Origin of the sequence: Saccharothrix sp. ALI-22-I (genome assembly GCF_001984175.1) — a bacterium.
Classification (GTDB): Bacteria; Actinomycetota; Actinomycetes; order Mycobacteriales; family Pseudonocardiaceae; genus Actinosynnema.
The window spans coordinates 752,975-773,298 of record NZ_MTQP01000069.1; the positions used below are offsets into that span (position 1 = coordinate 752,975).

A 20,324-nucleotide genomic window follows, 5' to 3' on the forward strand; every position below is an offset into this window, starting at 1 on the left:
GCTCAGCGGTTGACGGTCAGTTCACGCGCCGACGCGTAGCGTTCGCGGACCCACGGGGTCGGGTCGGCCTCTACGGAGGTGGAGGCCAGTTCCGTCCAGTGTGGTGGTGCGTCCGCGCCGCTGGCCGCCCACGCCGCCTGCCTGGCGGCGCCGTCTGCCACGTACTCGCTCGGCGACGGCACCAGTACCGGGCAGCCGAACACGGCGGGGGCTAGCTGTTGCACGGCGGGCATCTTGGCCGCACCGCCGATCAGGAGCACCCGCGTTACGGGCATGCCGAGGGCCACCAGGGCGTCGATGGCGTCGGCCAGGCTGCACAGCAGGCCCTCGACCGCGGCGCGTGCCATGTGCGCCGGGGTCATGGTGTCCAGGCGGAGGCCGTGCAGGGCGCCGGTGGAGTCGGGCTTGTTCGGTGTCCGCTCACCCTCCAGGTACGGCACGAAGACCAGGCCGTCGGCGCCTGCGGGGGCGCTGAGGGCCAGGTCCGACAGCTCGGCCAGGTCGACCTTCAGCATGGCCGCGGTTGCGTCGAGAATCCGTGACGCGTTGAGGGTGCACACGAGCGGCAGGTGGCCGCCTTCGGCGTCGGCGAAGCCGTTGACGATGCCGGTGCCGTCGGCGACCGGGTTCGGCCATCGTGCGAAGGCCGTGCCGGAGGTGCCGATGGACACGACGACGTCACCGGGCTGTGCCTGCACGCCCAGGGCCGCTGCCGCGTTGTCGCCTGCGCCCGCGCCGAACCGGCCGATCAGGTCGGCCGGACCCAGCACGCGCGGGAGTGCGACTACCTTGCCCAGGGCCAGTTCCAGGAGATCCGGCCGGTAGTCCTCTGTGGACGGCGACCAGTAACCCGTGCCGCTGGCGTCGCTGCGGTCGGTGGTCAGGGCGTCCAACGACGTCCCGCCGGACAGTTTCCAGGTCAGCCAGTCGTGCGGCAGGCACACGGCTGCCGTGCGGGCCGCCGACTCGGGTTCGTGAGCCGCCAGCCAGCGCAGCTTGGTCACGGTGAGGGAGGCGACCGGGACGCTGCCGATCGCCTCGGCCCACTTGTCCGGACCGCCCAGTTCGGCAGTGAGGTCGGCCGCCGCCGCTGCGGAACGGGTGTCGTTCCACAGCAGCGCCGGCCGCACTACCTCGCCGGAGGAGTCCAGCGTGACCATGCCGTGCTGCTGGGCGGCCACCGATACGGCGGTCACGTCGTCCAGGCCGCCCGCGTCCGCGATGGCCGTCTGGAGTGCGTCCCACCACGCGGCGGGGTGCACCTCGGTGCCCGTCGGGTGCGCCGCACGTCCTTGCCGCACAAGGGCGCCGGTGTCCGAATCGCGCACCACCACCTTGCAGGACTGGGTGGACGAGTCGACGCCCGCGACGAGCGCCATCAGCGCGCGCCCAACAGGTGCTCCAGCGCCAGCTGCGACAGGCGCACGAAGCCGTAGCCGCGTTCACCGGCGGCGGACGGGTCGAAGTCCTCGCCCTTCAGGAAGTCCGCGATCGACTCGCCCTCGTTCAGGGTCGGCTCGGCCAGCTCGTACACGCCGCTGGTCTTGAGCGCCTCCTGCACCTCGGGGTCGGCGCGGAACGCCGCCGACCGCTCGCGCAGCAGCTGGTAGGTGCGCATGTTGGCCGCCGCGCTCTCCCACACGCCGTCCATGTCCTCGGTGCGCAGCGGCTTGTAGTCGAAGTGCCGCGGGCCCTCGTAGCCGCCGTTCTCCAGCAGGTCGACCAGGAAGAACGCGGACAGCAGATCGCCCTGGCCGAACACGAAGTCCTGGTCGTAGCGCGGGCCCTTCTGGCCGTTGAGGTCGATGTGGAAGAGCTTGCCCTGCCACAGCGCCTGGCCGATGCCGTGCACGAAGTTGAGGCCCGCCATCTGCTCGTGGCCGACCTCGGGGTTCACGCCGACCAGCTCGTGGTGCTCCAGCGTCGAGATGAACGCCAGCGCGTGGCCGATCGTGGGCAGCAGGATGTCGCCGCGCGGCTCGTTGGGCTTGGGCTCCAGCGCGAAGCGGAAGCCGTAGCCCTGGTCGATCGAGTACTGCGCGACCGTGTCGACGGCCTCGCGGTAGCGGTCGAGGGCGGCGTGCACGGGCTTGCCGGCATCGACCTCCGAGCCTTCGCGGCCACCCCACATCACGATGGTTTCCGCGCCGAGCTCGGCCGCCAGCTCCAGGTTGCGCAGCACCTTGCGCAGCGCGAACCGGCGCACCGTGCGGTCGTTGCTGGTGAAGCCGCCGTCCTTGAACACCGGGTGGGCGAACAGGTTGGTGGTCACCATCGGCACGACCATGCCGGTCTCGTCCAACGCCGCGCGGAACGCGGCGACCCGCTTGTCCGCCTCGGCCGCGTCCGCGCCGAAGGGGACCAGGTCGTCGTCGTGGAACGTGATGCCCCACGCACCGAGCTCCGAGAGCTTGCGCACCGCCAACGGCGCGTCCAGAACGGGGCGGGTCGCCTCACCGAACGGGTCGCGTCCCTGCCAGCCGACCGTCCACAGGCCGAAGCTGAACTTGTCCACGAGGGCACCTCCAATAAGTTTGATGCCTGAACTTATCGCACTCAGCCGCTAGTATCCAGTGGTGTCCAGACCGCAGCCCGCGAGCCAGCACACCGTGCGACGGCACAACTCCGCCCTCGTGCTCGACGCGATCGCCGAGGCTCCCGGCTCGTCGCGGGCGGCCGTCGCCGCGCGCACCGGTCTGACCAAGGCGACCGTGTCGAGCCTGGTGGACCGGATGATCGGCGCCGGGCTCGTCGCCGAGGGCGAGGCGCAGGCGCGATCCGGTCCCGGCAGGCGCGGCACGGCGCTGCACCTGTCGCCCACCGGACCGCACGGGCTCGGCGTGGAGATCGGCGTCGACTACCTGGCGACGTGCCTGGTCGACCTCACCGGACAGGTGCGGGCGCGGTGGCTGCGGCCCAGCGACAATCGTGCCTCCTCCCCCGCCCGCGTGCTGGCCAAGGTGGCCACGGCGGTGCGGACGGCGGCGAAGCAGGACGTGCCGATCGGCGGGGTGGGCGTGGCCGTGCCCGGCCTGGTGGAGGTGGCCGGCGGGTCGCTGCGGGTCGCGCCGAACCTGGGGTGGCGCGAGGTGGACATCCGGGGCGAGCTGACCCGCCGGATGGCGCTGGACGTGCCGGTGCTGGTGGCGAACGAGGCGAACCTGGCCGCGTTGGCCGAGCTGTGGCACGGGGAAGTGGCGGCGGACTTCCTGCACATCTCGGGTGAGATCGGCATCGGCGCGGGGATCGTGGTGGCCGGCGGGCTGTTCGAGGGCGTGTCCGGGTTCGGTGGCGAGATCGGCCACCTGTCCGTCGACCCACGTGGGCCGCAGTGCGCGTGCGGGTCGCGGGGGTGCCTGGAGCGGCTGGCGGGGCAGGACGAGATCGTGCGCGCGGCGGGCGTCTCCGGCGTGGACGAACTGCTGGCGCGGCTGGCGGCGGGTGACCGCACGGCGACTGCGGCGGTGCGCTCGGCGGCACGGTGGCTCGGCGTGGCCCTCTCCGGCGCGGTGAACCTCCTGGACCTGCCCACCGTGGTGCTCGGCGGCACCTACGCCCGCCTGGAACCGTGGCTCCAGGAGCCCCTGCACGCCGAACTGGACCGCCGCGTGGTCAGCGCCGAGTGGTCCAAGGTCCGCGTCGTGGCCTCGTCCCTGGGCGCCGAAGCGGCCGTGCGCGGCGCCGCGACCACCGCCGTCCGCGCCATCCTCGCCGACCCGGAGCCCTACGTGACCTCAGTCCTGACCTGACCCGTTCAGGACGGCCAGGAGCGCCTGGTAGGTGTGGTCCGGGTCGCCTTCGCGGGAGGGGATGACCACCGGGTGGCGGGTGGCGATGATGGCCATCAGGTTGTCGTACATGATCGACAGCGTCTCCGGGGTCTCGTGGATGGTGCCGCGCTCGGCGAAGCGGCGCAGGGCGTTCTCCTTCGAGTCGAGCAGGACGATCTCGTGGAACGTCACGCCGACGTCCGCGGCGAGGTGGCGGAGGCGGTCCAGGAACTCCGGGCGGCCCAGGAACTGGGGCACGACGACGTCGTGACCGGAGGTCAGGTGCGTGCGGGCGGCGGCGATCGCGATGTCACGGGCCAACAGGCCGGCCTGGCGCAGGTCGCCGCTGATCAGGTCGCGCACCCGGTCCACGTCCAACGCCAACGCGGGCGGGTGGTCCTCGGCGTAACGGCGGGCGATGGTCGACTTGCCACACCCCGGCGGGCCGTTCAACGCGATCAGGCGAGCCACACCGGCGAGACTAGCGGCGGGAACGGCGCCTGGGCGAACACACTGGCGAAACGCGCCGGCCCTGTTCACCCGAATGAGCCCACCGGATGCGGACACGCTCCGGCCGCTCGTCTGACAGCCTGGACGGCACGTTTTGACGTTGAACGCCGGTGGCGGACAATCGGGGATACTGGGGCAGGGGGTGGACCGGTGCCGCGTGGAGAGCGCCCTTTGGACGTGGGCGACAGCCCGCTGCTCAAGTTCGCCGCCGACCTGCGTTCGTTGCGGGACAAGGCGGGCGGGTTCAGCTACCGGCAGTTGGGCGCGCGCGCCCACTACTCGGCGACGACGCTGTCGGACGCGGCGGGCGGGCGGAAGCTGCCGACGCTCGCGGTGACGTTGGCCTACGTCCGCGCCTGCGAGGGCGACGTGGCCGAGTGGGAGGACCGGTGGCGGCAGGTCGCCGCCGAGGTGCTGCCCAGCCCCGAGCCGCAGCCCGACGAGGGCCACCCGCCGTACGCGGGCCTGGCCGCCTACGGCACCGAGGACGCCGAGTGGTTCTTCGGCCGCGACCACCTGCTGGACGACCTGGAGCAGCGCATCGCGCACCGGCGGTTCGTCGCGGTGTTCGGCGCGTCCGGCGCGGGCAAGTCGTCCCTGCTGTGCGCCGGTCTGGTGCCGCGGCTGACCGGCCGGGTCGTGGTCACCACGCCCAGCGAGACCGGTGCGCCGGACCTGGACGCGGACCTGCTGATCGTGGACCAGTTCGAAGAGGTCTTCACGCTGTGGCCGGACGTCGACCAGCGCGCGGCGTACATCGACGCGCTGCTGACCGCCCGGTGCAAGGTCGTGATCGGCGTGCGGGCCGACTTCTACGGGCACTGCGCGCAGCACCCGGCGCTGGTGGAGGCGCTGACCGACGGCCAGCTGCTGCTCGGGCCGATGGGTCCAGAGGAGCTGCGCCAGGTGATCATGCAGCCCGCCGTGAAGGCGTCGTGCACGGTGGAGACGGCGCTGGTGTCCCGGCTCGTCGCGGACGCCACCGGTCAGGCGGGCGTGCTGCCGCTGATGTCGCACGCCCTGCTGGAGACGTGGCGGCGCCGGCGCGGCACCACGTTGACGCTGGCCGGGTACGAGGCGGCGGGCGGCGTCCAGCACGCCATCGCGCAGACCGCCGAACGCACCTTCACCTCGTTGGAGAAGCAGCAGCGGGCGTTGGCGCGGCAGGTGTTCCTGCGGCTCACCGCGCTCGGCGACGGCACCGAGGATACCAAGCGGCGGCTGCCGCGCGCCGAACTCGACCACGACGTGGACGTGGACGTCGTGCTCGACCGGCTGGCGCACGCCCGACTGCTCACCCTGGACCGGGACAGCGTGGAGATCGCGCACGAAGCGCTGATCCGCTCCTGGCCGCGGCTGCGCGGCTGGCTGGCCGAGGACCGGGAGGGGCTGCGCACCATGCGGCAGCTCACCGAGGCCGCGGCCACCTGGGACTCGCTCGGCCGCGACCCGGACGCGCTGTACCGGGGCTCGCGGCTGGACACCGCGGTCGAGTGGACGCAACGGGACGGCGTGCGCACCAGCGCCCAGGAGCGGGACTTCCTGGCCGACAGCCTCCAGGCCCGCGACCGGGAACGACAACTCGCGCACCGGCGCACCCGCAGGCTGCGGCAGCTGGTGGCTTTACTGGCCGTGCTGCTGTTGCTCGCCGGCACGGCCGTGGTGCTCGCGATCAACGCGCAGAAGGAGGCCGCCGAGGGCTGGCGCTCGTCGGCCGCCTGGTTCGTGTCCAACCAGGCGCAGTCGTTGCGCGGCAGCAACCCGGGGTTGGCCGACCAGCTGGCCATCGCCGCCTACCGGCTCAACCCGACCGGACCGCTGCGCGACGGCGTGCTCACCGCGCACGCGGCGAGCGAGGAGGACGTGGTCACCCGCTCGGCGTACCCGTCCGGCGGTGGCCTGAGCCCGGACGGCCTGCCGCGCCCCAGCGCACGCGTGCCCGTCCCCGCCGACGAGCCGTACATCCGGCTCGGCGCCCGCACCAACCCGCGCGCCGCCGTCACCTCGATGGCCGTCGACGGCTTCCAGCAGGCGTTCGCCACCACGGTGGAGGGGCGGGTGGCGAAGGTCTGGGACGTCACCGACGCGATCACCCCCGAGGTGGCGCACACGTTCGACTTCCCGGTGCGGCGGATCGCGCTGGACCCGGCGGGCGCCCGCACCCTGATCACCGTCTCGGACCGGGACGAGGTCACCGTGTGGGACTGGTCCGTGCCGGAGCGGCCGGCGATGCGGGGGAAGCTGATCGGTCACCCGCGCCCGCTCAACGGCGTCGTCTACAGCCAGGACGGGCACGTGGTCGTCACCTACGACGACGCGGGCACGCTCCGCGTGTGGGACGTGTCCGACCCGGCGCGACCGATGCGGATCGGGGTGGTGGAGACCGGCAGGGAGATCACCGCGGCCGCGCTGTCCCCGGACAACCGCACGCTCGCGGCCGGCTTCGCGAACGGCCTGGTCCGGATGTGGGACCGGACCAAGCAGTGGGCGCCCGAGGAGACGTGGTCCCAGAAGGTGCACCCGGAGTCGATCCGCGCGCTGGGCTTCCGGCAGGACGGCCGGGCGCTGGCCACCGTGGGCAAGGACGACAAGGTGGTGCTGTGGGACGTGTCCGACCCCACCCGCCCGGTCGAGCAGGGGCGGATCACCGGGCGCACCACCGGTGTGTACGGGGTGGCGTTCGGCGACGCCCCCGACCGGGTGGTGACGTCCAACTCCGACGGCACGACCCGTTCCTGGGGCTTCGACTTCGACACCGCGGTGGCCGAGATGTGCTCGGCGGTCGAGGCGCACATCTCGCGCGAGGAGTGGCAGCAGTACGTGGCCGCGGTGGGCGCGTTGCAGTACTTCCAACCGTGCGCCTGAGATCGGTGTCCTGAGAAGGGTGCCCTGAGCTGGCGTGTCGTCCGACCCGGACGGATAATCACGCCGTGACCACGCCGCGTGACGACGACCGCCCCGAATCGCTGCCCGAGAGCCCGATACCGGACGGCCCGCCGGCGGTGAGTCCGCGCGACCCCGGGCCGAGCACCGTCGAGCCCACGCCACCCCCGGCCGCTCCCGACAAGCCGGACCTCGGCGCCGGGCAGCCGGTGAAGCTCAAGCCGACCAGGATCAGCGGCACCTGGGTGGCGGTGCTGGCCTCGATCGTCGTGCTGATCGTGCTGCTGGTGTTCATCCTGCAGAACCTCACCGACGCCACGGTCCACTTCCTCGGTGCGGCGGGCACGCTGCCGCTGGGTGTGGCACTGCTGTTCGCGGCGATCGCCGGGGCGATCGTGGTGGCCCTGGTCGGCGCAGCCCGGATCATGCAGCTGCGCCGCCAGGCCAAGCGAGGGCTGCGTTAGACCGAGGAACAGGCCCTGCCGTTCAGCGTGAAGCCGGTGGGGGTGACGTTGCTGCCCTGCCAGCTCGCCTGGAATCCGAAGTCCACCGAGCCGCCCGCTGCGATGGTCCCGTTCCAGCCCTCGTTGGTCACCGTGACGGCGGCACCGGACTGCGACGCCTTGCCGTTCCAACTGTTGGTGATCCGCTGGCCGTTGGCGAACGACCAGCCCAGACTCCAGCCCGTGACGGCACCGGCGGTCCAGTTCGTGATCTTCACCGAGCCGGTGAAGCCCCCTGTCCACTGACTGGCGACCCGATACCGCACCTCGCACGCGCCGGCAGGCGGCCAGGTCGTGGTGGTCGTGGTCGGACCGGTCGTGGTGGTGGTGGTGGTCGTCGTCGTGGTTCTGGTCGTGGTCGTGGTCGTGGTCGGGAAGGGCTCCGTGGTGCTGATGTTGCCGCTCGGATCGGCGACGAGGATGCCGCGCCCGTTGGTGCCCAGGTAGACGCGCCCGTAGACGCGCGGGTCACCGGTGATGGCCTCGCCCATGTTCCCGTAGTTGTGCAGGCCGTCGGCGTTGATGTGCACCCAGCCCCGGCCGGCCTCGTCGTCGGCCCGGTACACGCCGGTCTTGCCGTCGATGGTCAGCACCGCGTAGAGCGCAGGGTAGGTATTGCCCTCCCTGGGCTTGCCGAAGCCGATGTTGACCGCGCTGGTGATCCAGTCGGGGCCCTTGGCGAGGGTCGCGCCGGAGTCGGTCGAGCGGAACAGACCGCCCTCCCCCGCCAGCCAGAGGTGGCCCTCGTAGCCGGGCACGGCGTGCAGTTTGGTCACGTCCGCGGTCCCGCCCGCGGTGAACGTCGCGCCGCCGTCCGTGCTGATGTAGACGGTGTCGTCGGCCAGGCCGTAGAACTTGTTCGGGTTGACCCGGTCGGATTCGACCACGGCGCCGGCCGGGATGCCGGTGGACGGCGTCCACGAGTTGCCGAAGCCCACCGAGTAGTGCACGCCCGCGCCCTGCGGGCTCCACACGAACCGGCTGCCGTCCGCCGCCGCGGCGATCGTGCCGCCACCGGTGACGCCACTGGGTTCAGTGCCCTGGAACCAGTTCGCGCCGCCGTCGGTGGAGAACGCCGCCCGCATGTCGTTGGGCCGCGCGGTCTTGTCGAAGTCGCCCGACCGCACCATGACCGCCGGGTTCTTCTCCGCGTAGTCCAGGCTCCGGGTGGTGGTGAAGTACGGCTGCTGGAACATCATCGCCGGCACCTTGGTCAGGTCCGTGTGCCGGAACCCGCCGATGTCACCGAGCCCGCTGATCAGCGGCGCGCCCGTGGGCGGGCTGACCAGGTCGAGCACTGCGGTCTCCTCCAGGCCCGCCGCGGTGGGCTTGATGGTGATCCGGCCGCCGTTGTCCCACTTCAGCAGGTCCGTGGCGCCGTAGATGGTGGCGCCCGTGCCGTACATCATCCGGTTGGAGTCGAACGGGTCGATCTCCAGCGACTCGACCATCCAGCCCAGCTTCGGGGTGACCTCCGGCGGCTGCGGGTTCTCGCCGAAGCTCAGCCACGGCGAGGAGCCGATGTCCATGGTGTAGCGGAAGCTGCGGTTGGGGTAGCTGGTGAAGTCCCACGCCCGCGTCCACGTCGCGCCGCCGTCGGTGCTGCGGAAGATGATGATGTCCGGCCACCAGGAGATCTGGGTGGCGACCATCAGCGTGTTCGGGTTCTGCCGGTCGATGGTCAGACCGCTGTAGCCGAAGTAGTCGTCCGCGCTGCTGGACGGGACGGGGCTGATCCGCGTCCACGCGCCGGTCGCCGTGTCGTACTTCCACACGTCGCCCTTGCCGCCGTCGTACGGGCCGCCGGTGTCGCTGGTGGCCAGGTAGAGGAAGCCGCCCGCGGTGTCCAGCTCGCCCTGGTGCGCGATGTAGCCGGTCGGCTGGCCGGCCAGCCGGGTCCACGTCGCGCCCGCGTCCGTGCTGCGGTAGACGGTGTTCTCCTTGTCGGCGACGCCGACGTAGATCGTCCTGCTGGGACTGCCCGCCGTCGAGGACCTCGGGTCGTAGGTCACCCAGACCACGCCCTGGATGTCGTTGGCGTAGCCGTTGGGGTCGTTGGGGTCGGCGACGTAGTTGCCGGGGTTGGGGAAGCTCGCCACCTGTGACCAGGTGGCGCCGCTGTCGGTGCTGCGCCACAGGCCCTTGCCGCTGGGCGCGCCGAAGTACAGCACCCGGCCGTCGTTGGGGTCCACGGACAGCCGCTCGCCCATGCCCCGGCCCGGCATGTTGCCGCCGACCTTGAACGGCAGTTCGGTCGTCTGCCACGTCTTGCCGCGGTCGGATGAACGCAGGATCGCGCCGTTGTTCGGGTCCCAGGTGTTGGTGTACATGCCGACGGCGGCATACACCTTGTTCGCGTTCTTGGGGTCCGGCGCGATGCTGGCGACGCCGTTGTAGCCCCACTTGTCCCAGCCGACCCAGTCCAGCAACGGGATCCAGCGGCTGGTGGTCTTGTCCCACCGGTACGCGCCGCCGATGTCGGTGCGCGCGTAGATCAGGTCCTTCTCGGCCGGGCTGAACACGATGCCCGGCACGAACCCGCCACCCGCGATCTCCACGTTGCGCCAGTCGTGCGGCTGGACGATCCCCGACGCCGAGGGCTCCGCGGCGGGACTGGTCGCGTTGGACACGAGCACGACACCCAGTGCGGCCACGGCCGCGGTGGTCAACGCCAGAAGCCGTCTCATGGCTTGTGCGCTCCTTTGCGCAGGGGGTTGGGGGGAGGCGGTGGGCGAGATGGAACCGCCTCCCCCCGGGCTCTTAGCGCACTCTGGGAGCGCTCCCAGAGTGCGCAGAGTTGGACCGTAACGAGGCGAATCGGTCGCCGGCAAGGGGACGGGTTGCGCCATCCGAGTGAAGTGCGGGGCGTGTTCAGCCCGCTGGTGTCGAACGCGTCGAACCCGGTGTCGAATCGCTTCGAAAAACACCGCGACCCGGGCCTGGGGCCCGGGTCGCGGCACGCTCGTCAAGATCCGGATCGCGGTCCGGATCGGGGTGGAGCGAGGTCGGTCAGCGCCCGTTCAGGCGCTCGACCGGGTGACCATCGCGGTCGGCAGGAGCAGGAACGGCGGGAGGTTCTCCTCGCCGGCCAGCTCCGCCATGAGCCGCCACGTCATGGTGCGCCCCAACTGCTCCACGTCCTGCCGGATCGTGGTCAGCGGCGGCACCGCGGTGGAGGCGATCATCAGGTCGTCGAACCCGACCACCGCCACGTCGTCGGGCACCCGCTTGCCGTGCGCGTGCAGGGTCTGCAACGCGCCCAGCGCCATGATGTCCGCGCCGACGAAGACGGCGTCCAGGTCCGGTGCCCGGTTGAGCAAGTCGGCCATGGCGACCGCGCCGCTCTCCGGGGTGAAGTCGCCGTACGCGACCAGGTCGGTGTCGAGCCGGGCCTGGCTCAGCCCGCGCTTCCAACCCGAGAGCCGGTCCATGCCCACCGCCATGTCCCGGGGGCCGGCGATGGTGCCGATGCGCTTGCGCCCGAGCGAGACCAGGTAGCGAGCCGCTTCCATGGCGCCGTTGAAGTTGTCCGAGTCCACATAGGGCACTCCACCGGCGCCGAGGGGCCTGCCGCCGACCACGGTCGGCAGGCCCGCGTCGGCGAGCGTGCGGGGCAGTGGGTCCTGACCGTGCAGGCTGATCACCAGCACGCCGTCCACGTGACCGCCGCAGAGGTAGTTGACCAGGTCCTGCTCGTCGCCCTCCTTGCTCATCATGAGGACGAGCTGAACCCGCTTGCCCGCCAACTCGGCGTGCACGCCGCGCAAAACGCCGGCGAAGAACGGGTCGGCCAACACCCGGCTGCCCTGTTCGGACACGACCAGGGCGATGCAGTTGGCCCGGCTGCCGGCCAACGTCCGGGCCGCCTGGTTGGGGCTGTAGCCGAGCTTCCCGATGGCCTGGTGCACGGCCTCGCGCGCCTTGGAGCTGACGTACGGCTCGCCGTTGATCACCCGGGAGACGGTCGACTTGGACACCCCGGCTGCGCGAGCGACCTCCTCCAGCCGGGCGTTGGGTCGTCGCGCCTTGGGTGGGTCAACGGCATCCGTCACGGAGCGACCGTCGCCGCGAGAGCGTTGCCGCGGGCAACCTGCGAGTACCACATGGCGCTCATCTTAGGCGTCCGCACCTGGGTCTCGTAGTCGACATGCACGATCCCGAACCGCTTCGCGTAACCCTCGGCCCACTCGAAGTTGTCCATCAGCGACCACGCGAAGTAGCCGCGGAGGTCGACACCGGCCTGGATGGCCGCGTGCGCCGCCCGGAGGTGTGACTCGATGTAGCCCAGCCGTTCGGTGTCGTGGATCGAGCCGTCGTCGTTGACGGAGTCGCGGTAGGCGGCGCCGTTCTCGGTGACGTAGAGCGGGATGCTGGGGTAGTCCTGGTGCACCCGCACGAGCACCTTGGTCAGGCCGTCCGGCTGCACCTCCCAGTCCATGTCGGTGCGCGGCAGGCCGCGGCTGGGGAACGTGACGTGCTCCGCGCCGACCCAGGGTGACCCGGTCGGGCGACGCCCGTTGGTCTGGACCGGTGCGGCGGATTCGAGTTCCGGGGTGCCGCTGACGAAGTGCTCGGCGTAGTAGTTGACGCCCAACTGGTCCAGCGGGGCGGAGATGATCTCCAGGTCGTTCTCGCGGATGTGCTTGGAGAAGCCGTACGGCTCCAGGTCCTCCACGATGTCCGCCGGGTACTCGCCCTTGAACAGCGGGTCCAGGAAGATCCGGTTCTGCAGGCCGTCGAGCCGGCGCGCGGCGTCGAGGTCGGCCGGGTCCTCCGGGTTCGCCGGGATGATCGGGTACATGTTCAGCGTGATGCCGACCTTGGCGTCGGGCGCCTGGTCCCGGATCGCCGCGGTGGCCAGGCCGTGGGCCAGCAGCAGGTGGTGCACGGCCGCGACGGCGGCCTCCGGCTCCTGGCGGCCGGGCGCGTGGATGCCGGCGGCGTAGCTGAGCAGCGACGAGCACCACGGCTCGTTGAGCGTGGTCCAGTTGTCCACCCGGTCGCCCAGCGCGCCGACGACCGACTCGGCGTACTCGGCGAAGCGGTACGCGGTGTCCCGGTTGGCCCAGCCGCCCGCGTCTTCAAGGGTCTGCGGGAGGTCCCAGTGGTAGAGGGTCAGCCACGGGCTGATGTTGTTCTCCAGCAGCTTGTCGACCAGCCGGGAGTAGAAGTCCAGACCGGCCTGGTTGACCGGACCGGCGTCCGGGCGGATGCGCGGCCACGCGGTGGAGAACCGGTAGGCGTGCAGGCCGAGGTCGACCATCAGCTGGACGTCCTCGTCCACGCGGTAGTAGTGGTCGGCGGCGGGGTCACCCGTGTCACCGCCCACCACCGCGCCCGGAACCTTGCAGAACGTGTCCCAGATGGACGCGGTGCGACCGTCCGCGGTGGTCGCGCCTTCGATCTGGAACGCCGCGGTCGCGGCGCCCCACACGAATCCCTCGGGAAAGGAAATCGACTCCACAGCTACCCCTTCACAGCACCCTGCATGATCCCGGCGACGATCTGCCGACCGAGTACGAGGAACACGATCAAGATCGGGACCGTGGCCATGGTGGTCCCGGCGAGCACGAGCGTTTTGTCGACGTAGTAGCCGCTCTGCAACTTCTCCAGGGCGACCTGCATCGTCGGGTTGTCCGCGTTGAGCACGATCAGCGGCCAGAGGAAGTCGTTCCACGACATCATGAAAGTGAAGATGCCGAGCATGGCGGCGGCCGGTCGCACGGCGGGCAGGCACACGTGCCAGAACGTGCGGATCATGCTGCACCCGTCCATCCGGGCCGCCTCGATCAGCTCGTCCGGCACGGCGTCGGCGATGTACTGGCGCATCCAGAACACGCCGAACGCGGTCACCAGGTTGGGCACGATGACCGCGCCGAGGGTGCCGGACCAGCCGTACTCCGCCATCGCCATGTAGAGCGGGATGATGCCGAGCTGCGTGGGCACGGCGAGCGTGGCGACCACGAAGACCATCAGCGGCCCGCGGCCCTTGAACCGGAGCTTGGCGAACGCGAACCCGGCCAGGGTGGACAGGACCACCACGGACAGCGTGACCGTGCCGGAGACGATGATGCTGTTGCCCAGCGCCTTCCAGAACGGAATCGTGTCCAGCACCCGGCCGGCGTTGACGAAGAAGTTGCCGCCGGGCAGCAGCGGCTCCTCCGCGTTGAACTCGGCGTCGTCGTGGCTGGCCACGAGGAACGACCAGTAGAACGGGAACGCCGAACCGAGGATGAACGCGATCAGGATGCCGTAGACGACGAAGCTCGGGCGCCGCTCGGACAACGACGTCGCCTTCTTGCGCTTCGGCCTGGTGGCGGTGGACGGTGCCGGGCGTTCGGCGATGGTGGCCATCACGCCTCCCCACTGGACGCGAGCCTGCGGGTGAGCAGGAAGTTGATCCCCGCGATGGCGATGATGACGATGAACAGGGCCCAGGCCATCGCCGAGGCGTAGCCGAGGTCGGAGCTCTGGAAGCCGGACTGGTACATGTAGAGCACGACCGTCTGGTACTGGTTGGTCGCGCCGCCGTTGCTGCCCCCGGAAGGCGAGAACAGCATCGGCTCGGTGAAGATCTGCATCCCGCCGATGGTCGACGTGACGACCACGAAGATCAGGGTGGGCCGCAGCATCGGCAGCGTGATGCTGATGAACTGGCGCACCTTGCTCGCGCCGTCCACCCACGCCGCCTCGTAGACGTCACGCGGGATGGCCTGCATGGCCGCCAGCACGATGAGGGCGTTGTAGCCGGTCCAGCGCCAGTCGACCATGGTCGCGATGGCGACGTGGCTCCACCAGCGCTCGGCCTGCCAGTCGATCCGGTCCAGACCGATCCACTGGATGACGTCGTTGATCATGCCGTACTGCACGCCGAACAGGTCGCCGAAGATGATGGTCAGGGCGACGATGCTGGCCACGTAGGGCAGCAGCACGCCCATCCGCCAGCCGGTGCGCCCGCGCAGCGCCGTGTTGAGCAGCGCGGCCAGCAGCACCGCGATGATCACCTGCGGGATGGTGGAGATCGCGAAGATGCTCAGCGTGTTGACCATCGCGTTCCAGAACTGCGAGTCGGCCAACAGCGTGGTGTAGTTTTCGATCCCGATGAACGGCTGTTCGTCCGCGCCCAGCTCCCAGTCGAACAGGGAGATGTAGGCGGTGTAGAGCAGCGGGAACAGGCCCACCACGGCGAACAGGACGAAGAACGGGGCGATGTACAGGTACGGCGAGAACTTCACGTCCAGGCGGGTCAGCCGGTAGCGCCAGCTGAGCTTCTCCGGACCGATGTCATCGTTGTCGTCGCGCCGCGGCGGGCGGGGCTCGACGCCCCGCCCGCGCGTGACCGTGAGTTCGGTCGTCATTACTTGGCAGCCTTCTTGGCTCCCTCGATGACCTGCTTCCAGGCATCCTCGGACGAAGTGCCCTGCTCGACCGACGCGAGGGCCGGCGAGACCACGTTGTCCTGGATCTCACCGTCCTGCGGGCCCTTGTACTGGGCGGCCGCGACCTTGTTGGCCTGCTCGGCGAACAGCATGCCGACCTTCTCGCCGCCGAAGTACTCGTTGGTGTTGTTCAGCAGGTCGGGCGAGATCAGGGCCTCGGTCTGGCTCGGGAACGGGCCCTTGGCCTTGAACGCCTTGATCTGCTGCTCGGGCGCGGTCAGCCAGGCGGCGAGCTTGGCGGCCTCGGCCTTGTTCTTGCCCTGCTTCGGGACGGTCAGGTACGAGCCGCCCCAGTTGCCGCTGCCGCCGGGGAACGCCGCGGTGACGGCCCACTTGCCCTTGTGCTCCGGGCCCGCGTTGCCCTCGATGACACCCAGCATCCACGACGGGCAGGTCTTGGTGGCGAACGCCGACTCCTTGAAGCCGGTCTGCCACTCCGGGCTCCACGCGGCGAGCTTGGCCGACTGGCCGCGCGCGACCGCGCCGGTGATCTGGTCCCAGATCTTCTTGTCGTCGTTGGACTCGATGACGAGCTTGTCGTCCTTGTCGAAGTAGCCGACCTTGGCCTGGTTGTGCATCGGGTTGAAGATCTGCGCGGCCGAGTCGAACCACGGCTTGCCGGTGGCCGCGACGTACCTGTCACCGGCCTCGAAGTACGAGTCCCAGGTGGCGAACAGGGCCTTGACGCCCTCGGGGTCGGTCGGCAGCTTGGCGGCTTCCAGCATGTCCTTGCGGTAGCACATGGCCAGCGGGCCGATGTCGGTGCCGTAACCGATCAGCTTGCCGTCCTTGGTGGTGACGGCGTCGGTCTTCCACTGCAGCCAGCGGTCTTCCTTGACGTCGCTCGGGCCGATCTCCTTGAGGTTCTCGAACTGGCCGGACTTGGCCATGACCTGGCTCAGGAAGCCCTCTTCGACGGCTTCGACGTCGGCCAGACCGGAGCCCGCGCCCAGCTTGGTGAACAGGTTCTGGTGGTGCGGCGCACCCTGACCGGTCTTGCGCTGCGTGACCTTGACGTTCGGGTTGGCGGCTTCGTACTCCTTGAGGAGGTCCTCGTAGCCGAACTCGTTGAAGGTCGCGATGGTCAGCTCGACCTTGCCGTCGGACGCGGCTCCGGACCCACCGGAGCCGCATGCCGTGGCGGCTGCGGCAAGCACTGCTGTGCAGGCCAGGACTTTGGCCAAGCCTGCTCGACGGTAGCGCACGAGAACTCCTCAGTTGATCGGCGGTGAACGTTCTGGGAGCGCTCCCAGGTTTTGCGGAAGTGTGGTTCGCACCACGGAGTTGTGTCAAGCTCTCGTGTCCGCGCTGTTACCGATCTTGCGACATTTGCCCAGCTGGACCGATTCTGCTAGCAGCGCCGCTGGTCGCCCGTTCGGGTACTGGCGGTAGACCGGTCGGACACACAGCGTTGCGACGATCGCAAGCCATCAGTGCGTCGTGATCAAGTTTTACCAATTCCAACCGGATGCTGCATCGGCTCGCCGCCGCCCGTGATGCCCAGGAGAGGTCGGTGCAGGACGCCGCCCACGAACTGCGGACCCCGTTGACCAGCCTGCGCACCAACGCCGGCGTGCTGCGCCGCGTCGAGAACTCACGCCCATCCCTCATGACGGGCGACGCCTGAGGACTCGGTCAGCGGCCGTCTTCGAGATCGCCCTCGGTTTCCAGGTAGACGTTTTGCAGCGCTTCCAGCGTCTCGGCTTCCGGGTGCTCCCACATGCCCCGGTTCGCCGCCTCCAGCAGCCGTTCGGAAATGCCGTGCAACGCCCACGGGTTCGACTCGGCCAGGAACTTCCGGTTCTCCGGGTCGAGCACGTAACTCGCCGCGAGCTGCTCGTACATCCAGTCGGCGACGACACCGGTGGTGGCGTCGTAGCCGAACAGGTAGTCGACCGTGGCGGCGAGTTCGAACGCGCCCTTGTAACCGTGCTTGCGCATGGCGGCCAACCACCTCGGGTTGACCACTCGGGCGCGGAAGATCCGGTTCGTCTCCTCGTGCAGGGTCCTGGTCCGCACCGCGTCCGGGCGCGTGCTGTCGCCGACGTAAGCGGCGGGTGCTTTGCCGGTGAGCGCGCGGACCGTGGCGATCATCCCGCCGTGGTACTGGAAGTAGTCGTCGGAATCGGCGATGTCGTGCTCACGGGTGTCGATGTTCTTCGCCGCGACGGCGATGCGCTTGTACGCGCTCTCCATCGCCGGACGCGCCTCCACCCCGTCGAGTTCACGGCCGTAGGCGTAGCCGCCCCACACCGCGTACACCTCGGCCAAGTCGGCGTCGTCGCGCCAGTTCCGGCTGTCGATGAGCGGGAGCAGACCGGCGCCGTACGCGCCCGGTTTGCTGCCGAAGATGCGCATCGTCGCCCGGCGCGGGTCGTCGTGCTGCGCCAGGTCGGCTTGGGCGTGTGCCCGGACGTAGTTGTCCTCCGCCGACTCGTCCAGGTTCGCCACGAGCTGCACCGCGTCGTCGAGCAGGGCCACGACGTGCGGGAACGCGTCGCGGAAGAAGCCGCTGATGCGGATGGTGACGTCGATGCGCGGCCGGTTCAGCTCGGCGAGCGGGATCGACTCCAGACCGGTCACCCGGCGGGACTGGTCGTCCCACGTGGGCCGCACGCCCATCAGGGCCAGCACCTCGGCGATGTCGTCACCGGCCGTGCGCATCGCGCTCGTGCCCCAGACCGACAGGCCCACCGACGGCGGCCACTCCCCCGTTTCCGCGCGGTAGCGGTCAAGGAGCGAGTCGGCCATGGCCTGACCGGTCTCCCAGGCCAGCCGGGACGGCACCGCCTTGGGGTCGACCGAGTAGAAGTTGCGGCCGGTCGGCAGGACGTTCACCAGGCCGCGCAGCGGCGAGCCGCTGGGACCGGCCGGGACGTAACCGCCGTCGAGCGCGTGCAGGACGTTGGTCATCTCGTCCGTGGTGCGGGCCAGCCGGGGCACGACCTCCAGGGCCGCGAACTCCAGAATCCGGGCGACGTCCTCGTTGTCGGTGAGGGTCCGGGCGGCGGACACGTCCCAGTCGGCGTCTTCCATCGCCTGGACGAGCACGCGGGCCTCCGCCTCGACCCGGTCCGTGTCGGTCCGGGTGTTCGCGGCGTTGGTCCTGGCCTCGGACAGCCCGAGCGCCTCGCGCAGGCCCGGCAGGGCGGCGACTTGGCCCGCCCACATCTGCTTGGCCTGGAGGATGGACAGCACCAGGTTGACCCTGGTCTCGCCGACGGGCGCTTCACCGAGGATGTGCAGGCCGTCGCGGATCTGGACGTCCTTCACCTCGCACAGCCAGCCGTCCACGTGCAGGATCAGCTCGTCGAACTCGGCGTCGTGCGGCCGGTCGTCCAAGCCCAGGTCGTGGTCGAGCTTGGCGGCCTGGATGAGGGTCCAGATCTGGGCCCGGATCGCCGGCAGCTTGGCCGGGTCCATCGCGGCGATGTTGCCGTGCTCGTCCAGCAGCTGTTCGAGCCGGGCGATGTCGCCGTAGCTGTCGGCCCTGGCCATCGGCGGCACGAGGTGGTCCACGAGGGTGGCGTGTGCCCGCCGTTTCGCCTGGGTGCCCTCGCCCGGGTCGTTGACCAGGAACGGGTAGATCAGCGGCAGGTCGCCCAGCGCCGCGTCCGGGCCGCAGCCGGCCGACATGCCGACGGTCTTGCCGGGCAGCCATTCGAGGTTGCCGTGCTTGCCGACGTGCACCACGGCGTCGGCGCCGAACTCGTCCTCCAGCCAGCGGTACGCGGCCAGGTAGTGGTGGCTCGGCGGCAGGTCCGGGTCGTGGTAGATGGCGATCGGGTTCTCGCCGAAGCCGCGCGGCGGTTGGACCATCACCACGACGTTGCCGGAGCGCAGCGCGGCCAGGACGATCTCGCCGTCCTTGTCCTTCGACCGGTCCACGAACAGCTCACCGGGAGCCGCGCCCCAGTGCTGTTCCATGTCCTGCCGGGTGTCCTCCGGGAGGGTGGCGTACCACTGCTTGTAACGGGCCGCCGGGAGCCGGACCGGGTTGCCCTGGACCTGTTCCTCGGTGAGCCAGTCGGCGTCCTGGCCGCCGGCCGCGATGAGGGCGTGGATCAACGCGTCGCCGTCCAGGTTCGCCACGCCCGGCAGCTCGTCACCGATGTCGTAGCCGTGGTCCTTCATCGCGGTGAGCAGCCGCACGACGCTCGCCGGCGTGTCGAGGCCGACGGCGTTGCCGATGCGGGAGTGCTTGGTCGGGTAGGCCGAGAGCATGACCGCGATGCGGCGTTCGGCCGACGGGATGTGGCGGAGCCTGCCGTGGCGGACCGCGATGCCCGCGACGCGCGACGCGCGCTCCTCGTCGGCCACGTAGACGGTGAGGCCGTCCTGGTCGATCTCCTTGAACGAGAACGGCACCGTGATGATCCGGCCGTCGAACTCCGGGATCGCCACCTGGGTCGCGGTGTCCAAAGGGGACAGCCCGTCGTCGTTCTCGTCCCACGCGGCACGGCTGCTGGTGAGGCACAGCGCCTGGAGGATCGGCACGTCGAGGGCCGCCAACGCGCCCACGTCCCACGCGTCGTCGTCACCGCCGGCGGACGCGGTGGCGGGCTTGGTGCCGCCGGCCGCGAGCACGGTGACCACCAGGGCGTCCGCCTTGCCCAGCTCGGCCAGCAGGTCCGCGTCCGCCGCACGCAGCGAGGCGCAGAAGATCGGCAGCGGACGGCCGCCCTTGGCCTCGATCGCGTCGCACAACGCGTGCACGAACGCCGTGTTCCCGGCCACGTGGTGGGCGCGGTAGTAGAGCACCGCGATGGTCGGGCCGCTACCTGCGGGCTCCCGCTCCAGCACGCCCCAAGTGGGGGTCGGTTCGGGCGGGGTGAAGCCGTGGCCGGTGAGCAGCACCGTGTCGGACAGGAAGTCGTGCAGCTGCGCGAGGTTCACCGCGCCGCCGTGGGCCAGGTACGCGTGCGCCTCCGCGCACACACCACCGGGCACGGTGGACAGCTCCATCAGCGGGGCGTCGGGGTTCTGCTCGCCGCCCAGCACGACGACCGGCAGACCGGAGGCCAGGAGCCGGTCCAGCCCCTCCTCCCACATCCGGCGACCGCCGAGGATGCGCACGACCACCAGGTCGACGCCCTCCAGCAGCGCGGGGAGGTCGTCCACGGCGGTGCGGGCGGGGTTGGCCAAGCGGTAGTCGGCGCCGCTGGCGCGGGCGGACAGCAGGTCCGTGTCGGAGGTCGACAACAGCAGGATCACGTGCG

General features: G+C 70.5%; 14 protein-coding genes. 4 read left to right on the plus strand and 10 right to left on the minus strand.

Going from position 1 to position 20,324, the window contains the following annotated elements:
• Positions 1 to 2: 2 nt before the first annotated feature.
• On the minus strand, positions 3 to 1,379 hold the full coding sequence (locus ALI22I_RS45510) for a xylulokinase (protein ID WP_077011736.1): 1,377 nt from the start codon (positions 1,377 to 1,379) through the stop codon (positions 3 to 5).
• Positions 1,379 to 2,515 carry a xylose isomerase gene (gene xylA / locus ALI22I_RS45515; RefSeq protein WP_179118567.1) on the minus strand — a complete coding sequence of 379 codons (1,137 nt, stop codon included), beginning with the start codon at positions 2,513 to 2,515 and terminating at the stop codon, positions 1,379 to 1,381. Before xylA ends, ALI22I_RS45510 begins: the two co-directional genes overlap by 1 nt.
• Positions 2,516 to 2,576: 61 nt before the next feature.
• On the opposite strand from xylA, the gene ALI22I_RS45520 reads away from it, so the two are divergent.
• Entirely contained in the window at positions 2,577 to 3,749 is a 1,173-nt protein-coding gene (locus tag ALI22I_RS45520; protein WP_077012103.1) for an ROK family transcriptional regulator, read from the plus strand.
• Here the strand turns inward: ALI22I_RS45520 and ALI22I_RS45525 are convergent.
• Positions 3,735 to 4,241, minus strand: a complete 507-nt coding sequence (locus tag ALI22I_RS45525; protein WP_077011738.1) for an AAA family ATPase — start codon at positions 4,239 to 4,241, stop codon at positions 3,735 to 3,737. The two genes, ALI22I_RS45520 and ALI22I_RS45525, sit on opposite strands and share 15 nt — an antisense overlap.
• A gap of 189 nt (positions 4,242 to 4,430) precedes the next feature.
• Here ALI22I_RS45525 and ALI22I_RS45530 point away from each other — a divergent pair, with 189 nt between their 5' ends.
• Entirely contained in the window at positions 4,431 to 7,145 is a 2,715-nt protein-coding gene (locus ALI22I_RS45530; RefSeq protein WP_077011739.1) for an nSTAND1 domain-containing NTPase, read from the plus strand.
• Between the two features lie 65 nt (positions 7,146 to 7,210).
• The gene (locus tag ALI22I_RS45535; RefSeq protein ID WP_077011740.1) at positions 7,211 to 7,627 is read left to right on the plus strand and encodes a LapA family protein; all 417 of its coding nucleotides are present in this window, start codon (positions 7,211 to 7,213) and stop codon (positions 7,625 to 7,627) included.
• Here the strand turns inward: ALI22I_RS45535 and ALI22I_RS45540 are convergent.
• The 6 genes from ALI22I_RS45540 to ALI22I_RS45565 all read right to left on the minus strand — a co-directional run bounded on the left by ALI22I_RS45540 (position 7,624) and on the right by ALI22I_RS45565 (position 16,310).
• Complete coding sequence (locus tag ALI22I_RS45540) at positions 7,624 to 10,353, minus strand: cellulose binding domain-containing protein (RefSeq protein ID WP_077011741.1); 2,730 nt, start codon at positions 10,351 to 10,353, stop codon at positions 7,624 to 7,626. The genes ALI22I_RS45535 and ALI22I_RS45540 overlap by 4 nt on opposite strands.
• A 333-nt stretch (positions 10,354 to 10,686) precedes the next feature.
• Complete coding sequence (locus ALI22I_RS45545) at positions 10,687 to 11,718, minus strand: LacI family DNA-binding transcriptional regulator (protein WP_077011742.1); 1,032 nt, start codon at positions 11,716 to 11,718, stop codon at positions 10,687 to 10,689.
• A complete protein-coding gene (locus ALI22I_RS45550; RefSeq protein WP_077012104.1) occupies positions 11,715 to 13,121 on the minus strand; it encodes a GH1 family beta-glucosidase in 1,407 nt (468 codons plus the stop codon). The genes ALI22I_RS45545 and ALI22I_RS45550 overlap by 4 nt, the downstream gene beginning before the upstream one ends.
• 11 nt (positions 13,122 to 13,132) lie before the next feature.
• On the minus strand, positions 13,133 to 14,020 hold the full coding sequence (locus ALI22I_RS45555; protein WP_083752490.1) for a carbohydrate ABC transporter permease: 888 nt from the start codon (positions 14,018 to 14,020) through the stop codon (positions 13,133 to 13,135).
• On the minus strand, positions 14,020 to 15,024 hold the full coding sequence (locus tag ALI22I_RS45560) for a carbohydrate ABC transporter permease (protein ID WP_083752491.1): 1,005 nt from the start codon (positions 15,022 to 15,024) through the stop codon (positions 14,020 to 14,022). Before ALI22I_RS45560 ends, ALI22I_RS45555 begins: the two co-directional genes overlap by 1 nt.
• A complete protein-coding gene (locus ALI22I_RS45565) occupies positions 15,024 to 16,310 on the minus strand; it encodes an ABC transporter substrate-binding protein (RefSeq protein WP_077011743.1) in 1,287 nt (428 codons plus the stop codon). Before ALI22I_RS45565 ends, ALI22I_RS45560 begins: the two co-directional genes overlap by 1 nt.
• Before the next feature lie 263 nt (positions 16,311 to 16,573).
• Between ALI22I_RS45565 and ALI22I_RS54965 the strand changes: the two genes are divergently transcribed.
• On the plus strand, positions 16,574 to 16,732 hold the full coding sequence (locus ALI22I_RS54965) for a histidine kinase dimerization/phospho-acceptor domain-containing protein (RefSeq protein WP_202971205.1): 159 nt from the start codon (positions 16,574 to 16,576) through the stop codon (positions 16,730 to 16,732).
• An 8-nt stretch (positions 16,733 to 16,740) separates the two neighbouring features.
• On the opposite strand, the gene cobN is transcribed toward ALI22I_RS54965, so the two are convergent.
• Positions 16,741 to 20,319 (minus strand): cobaltochelatase subunit CobN, encoded by a 3,579-nt coding sequence (gene cobN, locus ALI22I_RS45575; protein ID WP_077011744.1) that lies wholly within the window; start codon positions 20,317 to 20,319, stop codon positions 16,741 to 16,743.
• Between the last annotated feature and the right edge of the window lie 5 nt (positions 20,320 to 20,324).